We start from the raw sequence: 13,220 nt of genomic DNA, 5'->3' as shown, positions 1-13,220 counted from the left end.
TCGGTGCCGGGCCGTTTCCGTGTGTGTGCCGTGGCCCACTCCGCCGAGTGCGCGGGTATCCACGGTCCGTGCGGCCATTCCCGGATTCCCGCCGCCGTTTCGGCCCAACTCGCCCCGACGTCCCAACCGTTATGCGGTTACCCGCGGAAACCTCTTTTCCCGGGCGTCCCCCTCGACCACTATGGCCCCCCATACCGGCTGGTAGGCCGGGCCGGGGCCGCAACGGCGCGGACGCCCGGTGGCGCGAGGAGGCTGGACGATGGCTCAGGGGGACGGGGCCGGGACGGGCGGAACCGAGGCGGGCGGGGAGTACGAGGACGTACCCGACGCCCGGCTGACCGGACTGCTGCGCTCCCCCGCCGTGACGGCGTACCCCGCGCTGCAGGAACTGCGCCGCCGCCACCACCCGGCGGTGCTGGCCTACGCCCGGCTGTGCGCCGCGAGCGAGTCCGCCGCCCACCGGCTGGCGGCCGAGGCCGTCACCGCGGCGGCCCGCGAGACGGCCCGGGGGGTCGAGCCGGCCGTCCCGCTGCGCCACCGGCTCCTGCTGCTGACCGCCGGGCTGGCGGCCGCCTGGGCCCGCGACGAGCGCGCCACCGGCCTCGATCCCGGACTGCTGCTGGTCCTCAGCGCGTCCGGCCTCCCCGACGGCCCCGCCCCGCCCCTCCTGCCCGCGTTCCAGTCGCTGCCGTCCCGCACCCAGGGCCTGATCTGGTACGGCGTCCTGGAGGAGGAGCCGCAGGAGCGGACCGCCGCGTTGCTCGGGCTGAGCCGCGCGGACGTGGCCCACGGCACCCCGCAGGCCCTCAAGGCGCTCGACCAGGCCTGCCTGCGCCTGCGTCTCGCCGCCTCCGACGACCCGCGCTGCGCCGACTTCCGGCGGCTGATCGCGGAGGCGGTACGGCCGGACGGGCCGCGCTACAGCGCCGACCTGGACGCCCACATGGCCCGCTGCCCGCACTGCACGGCCGCGTTCGAGGAGCTGCGGGACCTGCGGGACGCGCCCCGGCAGACCCTGGCGGAGGGGCTGCTGCCGTGGAGCGGAACGGCGTACCTGCGCGCCGGCGTCCGCGCCGGGGAGCCGCCGGCCGTCCCCGGCCGGCCTGCCGTGGGGGCGACCTGGCCGCCCCGGCGCCGCGTCCTGCTGGCCTCGGCGGCCCTGGGCGTGGCCCTGACTCCGCTGCTGGTGTTCCTGCTCACCCCGGCGCACGGCGACGACCGGCAGCCGGCGGCCGCGACCCCCGAGCCTCCCCCGGTGACGGTGACCGCGACGGTCTCCGTCACCCCGTCCCCGACGGCCTCCCCCACGAAGTCCCCCTCGGCATCCCCGTCGAAGTCTCCGTCGACATCTCCGTCGAAGTCCGCTTCCCCGGCGCCGGGTCCGCCCCGTCCGGCGACCCCGCCACCGCCCCGGCACACCACCGCCCCCGGGCCGACACCGGACTTCGCGCCGCCCGGCACCTCCTTCACCCAGGTGGTGAACCTGGCGACGGGCCGCTGCCTGGACATCCGCGACGGCGATCTGTCCGAGGGCAACGACGTCATCACGGCCCCCTGCTCCTCCGCCGGCACCCAGCGCTGGCGCTTCGACCCCTACCTGGGCGTGCTCCGCTCGGCAGCCGACGACCGCTTCTGCCTGGACAGCCGGGGCTCGGTCGACCGGGGCGTCGGCATCTGGGAGTGCGACGCGGTCTACGGCGACAACGGCGACAACCTGCGCTTCACCATCGACCCCGACGGCACGGTCCGCCCGGACATCGCCATCGAGACAGCGGTGACCCCGGACGGCCGGCACGGGGTGGCCCTGCAGCCGCTGGACGACAGCGGCGACCAGCGGTGGCGGGCCGGGGCGAGATGAGCGACGGACCGCCCGTCAGACCACCCGCACCCCGCGCCGCCACACCCCGGTCACCAGCGGCACGCCCGGTCGGTACGCCAGGTGGACGTGGCTGGGGGCGTCCAGCAGGGTGAGGTCCGCGTAGGCGCCGGGGGTGAGGCGGCCGATGTCGGTGCGGCGCAGGGCCGCCGCGCCGCCCGCCGTGGCCGACCAGACCGCCTCGTCCGGGGTCATCCGCATGTCTCGGACGGCCAGGGCGATGCAGAAGGGCACGGAGGAGGTGAAGGAGGAGCCCGGGTTGCAGTCCGTGGACAGGGCGACCGTGACGCCCGCGTCCAGCAGGCGGCGGGCGTCCGGCCACTCGGCGCGGGTGGAGAACTCGGCGCCGGGCAGGAGCGTGGCCACCGTGTTGCCGTTCGCCAGGGCGGCCACGTCCGCGTCCGTGAGGTGGGTGCAGTGGTCGGCGCTGGCCGCGTCCAGCTCGACGGCGAGCTGGACACCGGGGCCGTAGGAAAGCTGGTTGGCGTGGATGCGCGGGTGCAGGCCCTTCGCCTTGCCGGCGGTGAGGATCGCGCGGGCCTGGTCGCCGTCGAAGGCGCCCTTCTCGCAGAAGACGTCGATCCAGCGGGCGTGCGGCGCGCAGGCGTCCAGCATCTCGCCGGTGACCAGAGCGACATACGCGGCCGGGTCGTCGGCGTAGTCCGGGGAGACGATGTGCGCGCCGAGGTAGGTCACCTCGTCGGTGTGCTGTGCGGCGATCCGCAGCGCGCGGGACTCGTCCTCGACCGTGAGGCCGTATCCCGACTTGGTCTCGAAGGTGGTGGTGCCCTGGCGGAGGGCCTCGCCGAGGTAACGGGTGAGGTTCGCCTCCAGTTCCGCGTCCGTCGCGGCGCGGGTGGCGGCGACGGTGGTGCGGATGCCGCCCGCCGTGTAGGAACGGCCGGACATGCGGGCGTTGAACTCCTGGGTGCGGTCCCCCGCGAAGACCAGGTGCGAGTGCGAGTCCACGAAGCCCGGCAGCACCGCCCGGCCGCCCGCGTCGACCCGGTTGTCAGTGGCGGGTGCTTTGCTGGATTCACCGGTCCACGCGACGCGGTCGCCGTCGATGACGACGGCCGCGTCCTGGACCAGACCGAGGGGGGAGTTGTCACCGAGGGAGGGGTCGTTGGTGACCAGCGTGGCGATGTTGGTGATGACGGTGCTGCTGCTCATGGTGTCCTCATGGGTGGTCGTCAGGCGCGGAGGGCTTCGACCGCCCGCGCGAGAGCTTGCGGCACATCGGGTACGAGGGTGTGCGCCCCGTCCCGTACGACATGCCGGCCGCCCACGACCGTATGCCGTACGTCCGCCGCGCCCGCCGCGAATACGGCCGTCTCGGCGCCGAGGCGCGGCACCGGCCCCGCGGTTCTGACCGAGTCGAGGGCGATCGTGGTGAAGTCGGCGAGGGCGCCGGGTTCGAGGGCGCCGGCCTCCTCCCAGCCGAGGGCGGCGTGACCGTCGGCGGTGGCGGCCCGCAGCAGGGCCGCGGCCGTCCAGTGCCCCCGGGTGCGGGTGCGCAGCCGCTCGTTCAGCTCCATCGCGCGTGCCTCTTCGAGCAGGTCGATGACGGCGTGGCTGTCGGAGCCGAGGGAGAGCGGTGAGCCGGCCCGCTGCAGGGCGACGGCCGGACCGATGCCGTCGGCGAGGTCCCGCTCGGTCGTCGGGCACATGCAGGTGCCGGTGCCGGAGCCGCCGAGCAGTGCGATGTCCTCGTCGGTGAGGTGGGTGTTGTGCACACCGGTGGTGCGCGCACCGAGGACACCGTGGTCGGCGAGCAGCCGGGTGGGCGTGCAGCCGTGCGCGGCGAGGCAGGCGTCGTTCTCGGCCGTCTGCTCCGACAGGTGCACATGCAGCGGCGCCCGGCGCTCCCCGGCCCACCCGGCGACGGTCGCCAACTGGTCGGCCGGTACGGCCCGTACGGAGTGAATCGCCGCCCCGATCCGCGCGTGATCCCGCTCCTTGAGAACTGCACAGCGTTCGGCCCAGGCCTCCGCGCTGCCGTCGGAGAAACGCAGCTGGTGGTCGTTGGGGGCCTCACCGAAGCCGGCCGAGAGGTAACAGGTGTCGAGGAGGGTGATCCGGATGCCGGCCTCGGCGGCGGCGTCGATCAGCGCCTCGCCCATGGCGTTGGGGTCGGCGTAGGGGGTGCCGCCGGGTGCGTGGTGCACGTAGTGGAACTCGCCGACACCGGTGATGCCGGCCAGGGCCATCTCGGCGTACACCGCGCGCGCCAGGGCGTGGTAGGTGTCCGGGGTCAGGCGGTCGGCGACGGAGTACATCACCTCGCGCCAGGTCCAGAAGGTGCCGGAGCCTACCTGTACGGTGCCGCGCAGCGCCCGGTGGAAGGCGTGGCTGTGGGCGTTGGCGAGCCCCGGAAGGGTGAGCCCGCGCAGCACCTCGGCGCCGGGCGGCGGGGTGGGGACGCCGGTGCGGACGGCGCCGATCCGCCCGTCCCCGACCTCGAGCACGACCCCCGGCTCGACGTTCGTGCCGAGCCAGGCGTGCTCCGACCAGTAGGTCCGTTTGGTCACCTGCAGGCCAGCCCTTCCAGTACGTCGGCGAGCGCGTGCACCCCGGCCACGCAGTCGTCCTCGGCGGCGAACTCGGCCGGGGAGTGCGAGACGCCGGTGGGGTTGCGCACGAACAGCATGGCGGTGGGAATGCTGCCGGAGAGGATTCCGGCGTCGTGTCCGGCCCCGGTCCCCAGGACGGGCGCCTTCAGGCCGGTGTCCTTGCCGAGGAGGCGGCCGAGTTCGTCGCGCAGCGCGTGATCGAACTCCACGACCGGCGTGAAGGACTCGCGGACGACGTCCAGGTCGATGCCGTGGGCGTCGGCGTACTCGCGTGCGGCCTTCTCCACTCCCCCGACCACCGTGTCCAGGGTCTCCTGGTCGGCGGCGCGGGAGTCGAGCCACCCGCGCACGAGGGAGGGAATCGCGTTCACCCCGTTGGGCTCCACCGCGATCTTCCCGAAGGTGGCGACGGCGCCGGCGAGTTCGGCCTCGCGGCGGGCGGCGAGGACGGTCTCGGCGTAGGACAGCATCGGGTCGCGCCGGTCGGCCAGCCGGGTGGTGCCGGCGTGGTTGGCCTCGCCCCGGAAGTCGAACCGCCAGCGGCCGTGCGGCCAGATGGCACTGGCGACGCCCACCCGGTCCCCGGACAGGTCCAAGGCCCGTCCCTGCTCGACGTGCAGTTCGACGAAGGCGCCGATCCGGGCCAGCCGCTCGGGGTCGGCTCCGATGCCCTCGGGGTCGTACCCGGCGGCCTCCATGGCCTGCGGCAGCGTGACCCCGTCCCCGTCGGTGAGCCGGTGGGCCTGCTCGACGCTCAACTGCCCGGCGGTGAGCCGGGACCCGACACAGGCGAGCCCGAACCGTGCCCCTTCCTCGTCACCGAAGTTGACGATGGCCAGGGGCTTGCCGAACCGCACGCCCCGGCCGCGCAGCTCGTCCAGCGCGGCGAAGGAGGACACGACCCCGAGCGGCCCGTCGAAGGCCCCGCCGTCCGGCACGGAGTCGAGATGCGACCCGGTGACCACGGCGTCCCCGGCGGCGGGATCCCCCAGCCAGGCCCACTGGTTCCCGTTCCGGTCGACCTCGTAGGTCAGCCCCCGGGCCTCGGCCTGCTGCTTGAACCAGGCGCGGCAGTCGGCGTCGGCACCGGTCCAGGCGAAGCGGCGGTAGCCGCCGGAGTCGGCGTGCCGCCCGACGGGAAGCAACTCGCGCCACATCTCCTGGAAGGAGGGCGTGTTGTGGCCGGGGGCCCCGCCGGGCTGTGGGCAGTCGTTCCGCAGGGCGACGGGGGTCCCCCCGCTCGAACCGCTGACGGTCACGCCTCGTCACCCTCACGCATCGGCACCCGAACCCCCCGCTCCTGCGCAACCGACTCCGCGATGTCGTATCCGGCGTCCACATGCCGGATGACACCCATGCCCGGGTCGTTGGTGAGAACGCGCCGGATCTTCTCGCCACCCAGCTTCGTACCGTCGGCCACCGTGACCTGGCCGGCGTGAATGGACCGCCCCATCCCCACACCGCCACCGTGGTGGAGGGACACCCACGACGCACCGGAAGCCACGTTGACCATCGCGTTCAGCAGCGGCCAGTCGGCGATCGCGTCGGACCCGTCGAGCATCGCCTCGGTCTCGCGGTACGGCGAGGCCACCGACCCGCAGTCCAGGTGGTCGCGGCCGATCGCCAGCGGAGCCGCCAGCTCACCGGAGGCCACCATGTCGTTGAAGCGCTCACCGGCCTTGTCGCGCTCGCCGTAGCCGAGCCAGCAGATACGCGCGGGCAGACCCTGGAAGTGGACGCGCTCGCCGGCCATCTTGATCCAGCGGGCCAGGGACTCGTTCTCCGGGAACAGCTCCAGGATCGCCTTGTCGGTCTTGGCGATGTCGGCGGGGTCGCCGGACAGGGCAGCCCAGCGGAACGGGCCCCTGCCCTCGCAGAAGAGCGGACGGATGTAGGCGGGCACGAAACCGGGGAAGGCGAACGCCCGGTCGTATCCGGCGAGTTGGGCCTCGCCACGGATGGAGTTGCCGTAGTCGAACACCTCGGCGCCGGCGTCCATGAAGCCGACCATCGCTTCCACATGGCGCGCCATGGACTCCCGCGCACGCGTGGTGAAGCCGGCCGGGTCCTTCGCGGCGGCGTCGGCCATGTCCTCGAAGGCCACGCCCACGGGCAGGTAGGCCAGGGGGTCGTGGGCGGAGGTCTGGTCGGTGACGATGTCGATGGGGGCGTTCATCGCGAGCAGTTGCGGGACCAGCTCGGCGGCGTTGCCGAGGACACCGATGGACAGCGGGCGACGGGCGTCGCGCGCCTCGGTGGCCAGCTGGAGCGCGTGGTCGAGGGAGTCGGCCCTGACGTCCAGGTACCGGTGCTCGATGCGGCGGTCGATGGCGCGCGGGTCGCAGTCGATACAGATCGCGACGCCGTCGTTCATCGTCACGGCGAGCGGCTGGGCGCCGCCCATGCCGCCGAGGCCGGCGGTCAGGGTGATGGTGCCCGCGAGGGTGCCGTTGAACTTCTTCGCGGCGACGGCGGCGAAGGTCTCGTAGGTGCCCTGGAGGATGCCCTGGGTGCCGATGTAGATCCAGGAGCCGGCGGTCATCTGGCCGTACATGGTCAGGCCGAGGGCCTCCAGGCGGCGGAACTCCTCCCAGTTGGCCCAGTCGCCGACGAGGTTGGAGTTGGCGATGAGGACGCGCGGGGCCCACTCGTGGGTCTGCATCACACCGACCGGGCGGCCGGACTGGACCAGCATGGTCTCGTCCTGCTTGAGGGTCCTCAGAGTGCGCACCATCGCGTCGAAGGAGCGCCAGTCACGGGCGGCCTTGCCGGTGCCGCCGTAGACGACGAGCTTGTCGGGGTGCTCGGCGACCTCGGGGTCGAGGTTGTTCTGCAGCATGCGCAGGGCGGCTTCCTGCTGCCATCCCAGGGCGCTGAGTTCCGAGCCGCGCGGCGCTCGTACGGGGCGGGGTCCCGACATCGTCTGCCTCCTCCTGTTACTACGTCTATTCACATCCTGTACGTCTGAATAGAACTAGTCAATACATCGGGGCGCACCCGTCCGCGCGCCGTCGGTGTTTGGCTGGATGTACGCGAGCGGGCAGAGGGGACACGAAGGAGAGGGACGTGGAGCGGGACGTGGAGCGGGACATCCAGACGGAGGCCGCCGAGGCGTGGGAGCGCGCCGCCCGGCGGGACGACGCGGTGCGCGCCGCCGTCGAGCAGGGGCTGCTGGGGCCGGACGCCGCCGTGGTGGGGCTGCTGGACGTGACCGGGATCCGGGAGTCGGCGGCGGCCCTGCGGGCGGCGTTCGACGCGGTCCTGCCGCCCGGGACACCGGTGCTGCACGCCTTCGCGGTGAAGGCGACCCCACTGGTGCCGGTGCTGCGGCTGCTGCACGAGGCGGGCATCGGCGCCGAGGTGGCCAGCCCGGGCGAGCTGGCGCTGGCCCGCGCGGCCGGGGTGCCGGCCGGCCGGACCGTGCTGGACTCGCCCGCCAAGACCCCGGCGGAACTGCGCGAGGCACTGGCGCTGGGGATCGCGGTGAACGCCGACAACCCGCAGGAGCTGGACCGCCTGGACACCCTGGTCAGGTCCGCGCCCAGCCGGTCCCCGCTCGGCATCCGGGTGAACCCGCAGGTCGGCGGCGGCACGATCGGGGCGACCTCGACGGCGACCGAGACCTCGAAGTTCGGGGTGGCGCTGCGCGACGAGGGGGCGCGCGAGTGGGTGGTACGGGCGTACCTGGACCGGCCGTGGCTGACCCGGCTGCACGCGCACACCGGCTCGCAGGGCATCCCGCTGTCCCTGCTGGCGCGGGGTGCGGCGGAGGCGTACGCACTCGCCGAGGAGATCAACGGGCGGGCCGGGCGGCGGCAGGTCGACACGCTCGACATCGGCGGCGGGCTGCCGGTGAACTTCGCGGCCGAGGCGACGGCGCCGTCGTACGCGGAGTATGCCCGGCTGCTGGCCGGTCAGGTGCCGGGGCTGTTCGGCGGGCGGTACGGGCTGGTGACCGAGTTCGGGCGTTCGCTGCTGGCCAAGCACGGCACGGTGGTGGCCCGGGTGGAGTACGCCAAGAGCGCGGGCGGGCGGCGGATCGCGGTGACGCACGCGGGCGTGCAGGTGGCGACGCGGACCGTGTACGCGCCGGGGGCGTGGCCGCTGAGGATCGGCGCGTACGACGCCAAGGGGCGGCCGAAGCCGGGGCCGGAGGTGGTGCAGGACGTGGCCGGGCCCGCCTGCTTCTCGGGCGACCTGCTGGCGGAGGGCCGCGCGCTGCCCCTGCTGGAACAGGGCGACTACGCGGCGGCGCTGGACACGGGCGCGTACTACTTCACGCACCACTACGCCTACAACTCCCTTGCCCGGCCCGGCATCCACGGATTCGCACCGGACGGTTCGGGCGGGGTCACCTTCGCCACCGTACGGGAGCCGCAGACGGTCGCCGAGGTGGTGGCGGAGTCCGGCGGGGCGCACGCGTCGGCGCTCACCGCCCTCCGGGCGCCCGGGAGCCGTTGACGCACCCCCGGCACCCTCGAACAGATGGGTCAACGCGTCCGACACACACGTCAGTTGACCCACACTAGTACGCCGGACGCACGTTCCACTGGAAAATGCCAAAGGCTCCCCCATCCGCGCGCACAGTGCGTAGTGTCACTGTCACTCAGCCGGAGTCCCAGGCGGGAGGGAAACCCACGGTGCCCGGAATCGACGAGTGCCTGCTGGAAGCGATGCGGTTACCCGGTGCGCGGGGAGCGGCACTGGTGGACTGGACGAGCGGACTGGCGCTCGGCACGGTCGGGGAGGCCCCCGGCGGCGATCATGAGACGACCGCCGCCGAGGCCGCCGAACTCGCCCGGATGGCCGCCGAGCACGGTGCCTTCGCGGCTCACGGGGACGGCCACCCGCCCGTCGAGGACGTGATCGTCAGCAACCACGACAGCTATCACCTGCTGCGGTTCGTGGACACGTCCTTCGACAGCAGTGTCTTCCTTCACCTGTGGCTCGGCCGAGAGGAGGGCAATCTCGCGCTGGCCCGGATCCGGCTCGGCGAGATGGCGACCCGGCTGGTGCTGGGATGACCGTGGTGCAGACACCTCCGCCGCCGCTGCCGGTGCGGGACAAGTCGGCCACCCGGGCGCTGTCGCCGATGCTGACCCGGCTCGCCGAGGAGCGGGCCACCGGCGTCCTGGTCCGCGAACACGGGACCCTGTACCTCGCCGAGGGACGGGTGGTGCACGCCGAGAGCCCGCTCGCCCCCGGTCTCGACGTGCTCCTCACGGCCCACGGCACCCTCGCGGCCGCCGCCTGGCAGCGGGCCGCCGCCCGGACCGCCGGCCCGCTGCAGGCCGCCGAACTCCTCCTGGAGTCCGGTCTGTTGCCGGCCGGTGCGCTGGAGCTGTGCCATCTGGACGCGCTGTACGACGCCGGGTACTTCACGCTGGCCCCGAGCAGCACCCCGGGACGCTTCCGCTACGACACCGCGCGCCGCGTCGGCCCGCTGCCCTCGGTCCCGGTCGTCGCCCTGGAACGCGAGACGCTGCGCCGCCGCCTGATGCTGCACCGGCTGTGGCCGGACCCGGCCGCCGACAGCGCCCCGCTGATCCGCGCGGACCCGGCCACCGGACCGGCCGCCGCCGCGCCCGTCACTCCCCGGCAGCGGGCGGTCCTGGACCGTGTGGACGGTGTCCGCACGGCCACCGCGATCGCCCGGAACCTGGGCCGGCGGGCCTTCCACACGCTGGTCGACATACGCCGGCTCACGGCGGCCGGCCAGGTCGCCCCCCTGGCGCCCGTCACCACGGAACCCGCCCCGCCACCGCCCCCACCCCCGGTCACCGACCCCGACGTCGCGCTGCTGAAGAGGCTCAGGGATGCGCTGGAGGCGCTTTGAACGGCACCGCCCCGCCGAGAGGAGAGAGCTGATGGTGTCCGAGGAGGACCTCCAGGCCGTCCTGGCCGAGCTGCACCGGCTGCGCACCCGGGTGCCGCAGCTCACCGGCGCCCTGGCGGCAGGCGTCGACGGACTCGTCGTCGCCCACGACACTCCCGGAGTCGACCCGGAGGGCCTGTCCGCGCTCACCGCCGCCGCGCTCGGCGTCGCCGTGCGGATCACCGACGCCACCGGCAACGGCGGCTTCCGGGAACTGCTGGTGCGCGGCGAGCGCGGCTACATCGCCGGATACGCGGCCGGCCGCACCGCCGTACTGACCCTGCTCGCCGAAGGCCGGGTCAACGTGGGCCGGCTGCATCTGGAGGGCCGCCGGTCCGGGGCCCGCATCGGGGAGCTGCTGGACGCCGCCGAGGCCGCCGCCCGGGAGGCCCGCCGGCCCGCGCGGCCTCTGGGCGCCGTCAGCAGCGCACCCCCGCCCCGTACCCGCACGCCCCGCGCCCCGAGCGCCGATGCGGGCACCGCGGCCGACAGCTGAGACACCCCCGACAACCGACAACCCGACAGCCCCGAAAGGACCACCATGGCCAACACCGAGACCGCGCTGAAGGAAGCCCTCACCTCCATCGAGGGCGCCACCGGCGTCGCGCTCGTCGACTACACCAGCGGAATGGCGCTCGGCACGATGGGCGGCACCAAGAGCTTCGACCTGAACGTGGCCGCGGCGGGCAACACCGACGTGATCCGCGCCAAGATGCGCACCATGGAGATGCTGGGTCTCAAGGGCGAGATCGAGGACGTCCTGATCACCCTGACGGACCAGTACCACCTGATCCGCCTGCTCAAGAGCCGCGGCGGCAACGGCCTGTTCCTCTACCTGGTCCTCGACTCCTCCCGGGCCAACCTGGCGATGGCCCGGCACCAGCTGAAGAGGATCGAGGCGGAGCTGGAGGTCTAGTCAGACGACAGCCGCGGTACGGCGGCGGGCCCCGCCCGGGGCCGCGTCGCCGGCCGCGATGCCCGTACCGCGCAGGCCCTTCACGGCCTTGCCCGCCGGGCCTCCGCCGCACCGGTCGAGCCAGTCGACGCGCACCCACAGCAGCGTCTCCCCGTCCCGCTCCCGCTGCCCGATCCAGGCGGCCTTGAGCCGCAGCCCGGTGCCGAGCCCGGCCAGCAGCATGCCGCCGGCCGCGGGCACGGCGAAGGCGGAGCCGAGCGCGGCGGCGCAGGCCCCCAGCAGCCACCAGCGGTGCCCCCGGCGCCAGTTGCGCACGGTCACCGCACGGTCCTGCAGCACGTCGTACTTGCCCGCGCGGGCCGCGCCGCGGGCGAGGGCGCCGTAGCGCCGGCGTCGTACGAGCGCCATGACGGCCGCGCCCACGAGGAACAGCGCGGCCCCGGCGAGCACCCCGATCCGGCGCCCGGTCACCCCCTCGGGCAGCACACCGATCCCGGCGGCGAACACCCCGGACCACCACAGTGGTGCGGCACCCGCCCGTACGACGACGGCCACCCGGGCCAGCCCCTGTCCTCCGCGCGCCACGTCAGCCTCCCGTGTCACGTGTCCGCAAACAACGCCTCGTGCCGAAACCTAGCGGCAGAACGTGAGACGAATCTGAGAGCACACGCGGAAGGAGGCCGGTCACTCCACGAACAGACCGCGGGCCGCCGCCTTCGCGTCGAACTCCTCCAGCCGGGCCTGCGCCTCGGGCAGGTCGTCGCAGACCGCCTCCAGCAGCACCCGCCCGAGCAGCATCGGCGCGCACGCGGTGTCGAAGGCGAGCCCGGTGCCGACGGCGGCGGGCAGCAGCAGATCGGAGTGCTTGGCGACCGGGGCGAACGCGGAGTCGGCGACCGTGACGGTCGTCAGGCCCACGTCCTTGGCGTAGGCGAGGGTGTCGACGACCTCGCGGGGGTGCCGGGGCAGCGCGAAGCACAGCAGCGCGGAGGCGCCCGCGCGGACGGCCGCGTCGATCCGGTCCTGGATCATCGTGCCGCCCTCGTTGAGCAGCCGGACGTCCGGATGGACCTTGGCGGCGAAGTAGGCGAAGCCGTACGCCTGGGAGGCGGCGGCGCGCAGGCCGAGCACCGGCAGCGGACGCGAGGCGGCCAGGACCCGGCCGGCCTTCTGCACCGGGCGGGGGTCGGCGAGCAGGTCGGCGAGGTGCCTCAGGTTCTCGATCTCGGCCTCGACGGCCTGCTGGTACTCGTTGAAGGCACCCGCCTCCGCGGCCGGTTCGGCGGGGACCACCTCGCGCAGGTGCTTGCGCAGCGCCGGATAGCCGTCGAAGCCGAGCGCGACGGCGAACCGGGTCACCGACGGCTGGCTGACCCCCGCCAGTTCGGCCAGCTCCACGCTGGACAGGAACGGCACGTCGGCGGCCCGCCGCACCATGCTGTGCGCGATCCGGCGCTGGGTCGGTGTGAGCCGGTGCCCTTCGAAGAGCGCCTGCAGACGGTTCGCCGGACTGTCCGACGCGCCGGGCGTCCCGCCGGTACTCCTGTCCACGCTCATGCCGCGCTCCCCCTCCAGATGTCCGCGAACCGGTCGATCGGTGCGGCCGCCTCCGTCACGTCGTCCGTGAGCGGCCGGTCGGCCGGACCGGCGTCGAGGACCGTCCCGGCGAGCGCGAACGCCCGTCCGGCCGGCAGCCCGGGGTCGGGGCTGAGATCCCGCTGACGCGGCGCGCGGACGGCGGCGACGTGTTCGCAGCCGGCCACCGGACGGTACGCACCGCACGCGCGCGGGGTCTGCCGCGCGGCGAGCGAGGCGAAGCCCGCCTGTTCCTCGACGCCCCGGGAGAGTACAGCGTGGCCGGGCGAGGCGGGCGCGGAAAAGGCCCGCAGGTCACCGGGGGCCGCCCCGGCCGCGCACTCCAGGATCGTCACCACGACATCACGCCCGCACTCCCCTCACCCCAGCCTATTCAGTCACCAA

12 protein-coding genes and 1 pseudogene are annotated in these 13,220 nt (G+C 74.0%); 6 read left to right on the top strand and 7 right to left on the bottom strand.

The genetic code is table 11. The features are described from left to right. Window positions 1–259 precede the first annotated feature (259 nt). The gene (locus ABZ624_RS27690; protein ID WP_360094422.1) at window positions 260–1,858 is read left to right on the top strand and encodes an RICIN domain-containing protein; all 1,599 of its coding nucleotides are present in this window, start codon (window positions 260–262) and stop codon (window positions 1,856–1,858) included. 15 nt (window positions 1,859–1,873) lie between these two features. On the opposite strand, the gene hutI is transcribed toward ABZ624_RS27690, so the two are convergent. From hutI to hutU, 4 genes are all read right to left on the bottom strand, one after another. Then, the gene (gene hutI / locus ABZ624_RS27685; protein ID WP_360094419.1) at window positions 1,874–3,049 is read right to left on the bottom strand and encodes an imidazolonepropionase; all 1,176 of its coding nucleotides are present in this window, start codon (window positions 3,047–3,049) and stop codon (window positions 1,874–1,876) included. Between the two features lie 20 nt (window positions 3,050–3,069). Then, entirely contained in the window at window positions 3,070–4,413 is a 1,344-nt protein-coding gene (locus ABZ624_RS27680; protein ID WP_360094564.1) for a formimidoylglutamate deiminase, read from the bottom strand. Then, on the bottom strand, window positions 4,404–5,606 hold the full coding sequence (locus tag ABZ624_RS27675) for an allantoate amidohydrolase (RefSeq protein WP_360094561.1): 1,203 nt from the start codon (window positions 5,604–5,606) through the stop codon (window positions 4,404–4,406). The genes ABZ624_RS27680 and ABZ624_RS27675 overlap by 10 nt, the downstream gene beginning before the upstream one ends. 98 nt (window positions 5,607–5,704) lie before the next feature. Continuing rightward, a complete protein-coding gene (hutU, locus tag ABZ624_RS27670) occupies window positions 5,705–7,369 on the bottom strand; it encodes a urocanate hydratase (RefSeq protein ID WP_360094416.1) in 1,665 nt (554 codons plus the stop codon). A gap of 146 nt (window positions 7,370–7,515) precedes the next feature. On the opposite strand from hutU, the gene ABZ624_RS27665 reads away from it, so the two are divergent. The 5 genes from ABZ624_RS27665 (at window position 7,516) to ABZ624_RS27645 (ending at window position 11,240) form a co-directional block, all read left to right on the top strand. Next, entirely contained in the window at window positions 7,516–8,910 is a 1,395-nt protein-coding gene (locus ABZ624_RS27665) for a diaminopimelate decarboxylase (RefSeq protein WP_360094413.1), read from the top strand. 179 nt (window positions 8,911–9,089) lie between these two features. Then, window positions 9,090–9,473, top strand: coding sequence for a hypothetical protein (locus tag ABZ624_RS27660; protein WP_360094410.1), 384 nt, complete (start codon window positions 9,090–9,092; stop codon window positions 9,471–9,473). Continuing rightward, entirely contained in the window at window positions 9,470–10,285 is an 816-nt protein-coding gene (locus ABZ624_RS27655) for a transcriptional regulator (RefSeq protein ID WP_360094407.1), read from the top strand. Before ABZ624_RS27660 ends, ABZ624_RS27655 begins: the two co-directional genes overlap by 4 nt. 31 nt (window positions 10,286–10,316) lie before the next feature. Next, window positions 10,317–10,820 carry a roadblock/LC7 domain-containing protein gene (locus ABZ624_RS27650; protein WP_360094404.1) on the top strand — a complete coding sequence of 168 codons (504 nt, stop codon included), beginning with the start codon at window positions 10,317–10,319 and terminating at the stop codon, window positions 10,818–10,820. 45 nt (window positions 10,821–10,865) lie between these two features. Beyond that, entirely contained in the window at window positions 10,866–11,240 is a 375-nt protein-coding gene (locus ABZ624_RS27645) for a hypothetical protein (protein WP_360094401.1), read from the top strand. On the opposite strand, the gene ABZ624_RS27640 is transcribed toward ABZ624_RS27645, so the two are convergent. The 3 genes and pseudogenes from ABZ624_RS27640 to ABZ624_RS27630 all read right to left on the bottom strand — a co-directional run. Continuing rightward, window positions 11,241–11,825 (bottom strand): hypothetical protein, encoded by a 585-nt coding sequence (locus tag ABZ624_RS27640; RefSeq protein WP_360094398.1) that lies wholly within the window; start codon window positions 11,823–11,825, stop codon window positions 11,241–11,243. 99 nt (window positions 11,826–11,924) lie between these two features. Then, a complete protein-coding gene (locus ABZ624_RS27635) occupies window positions 11,925–12,797 on the bottom strand; it encodes a MurR/RpiR family transcriptional regulator (protein ID WP_360094395.1) in 873 nt (290 codons plus the stop codon). Next, window positions 12,794–13,171: pseudogene (locus tag ABZ624_RS27630) on the bottom strand (histidine ammonia-lyase); the annotation flags it as partial. The gene ABZ624_RS27635 and the pseudogene ABZ624_RS27630, both read right to left, overlap by 4 nt. Between the last annotated feature and the right edge of the window lie 49 nt (window positions 13,172–13,220).

Origin of the sequence: Streptomyces sp. NPDC007205 (assembly GCF_040634095.1) — a bacterium.
Lineage (GTDB): Bacteria > Actinomycetota > Actinomycetes > Streptomycetales > Streptomycetaceae > Streptomyces.
Note: the sequence above shows the minus strand (reverse complement) of the source record. Positions and strands in the feature narration are given on the sequence as shown.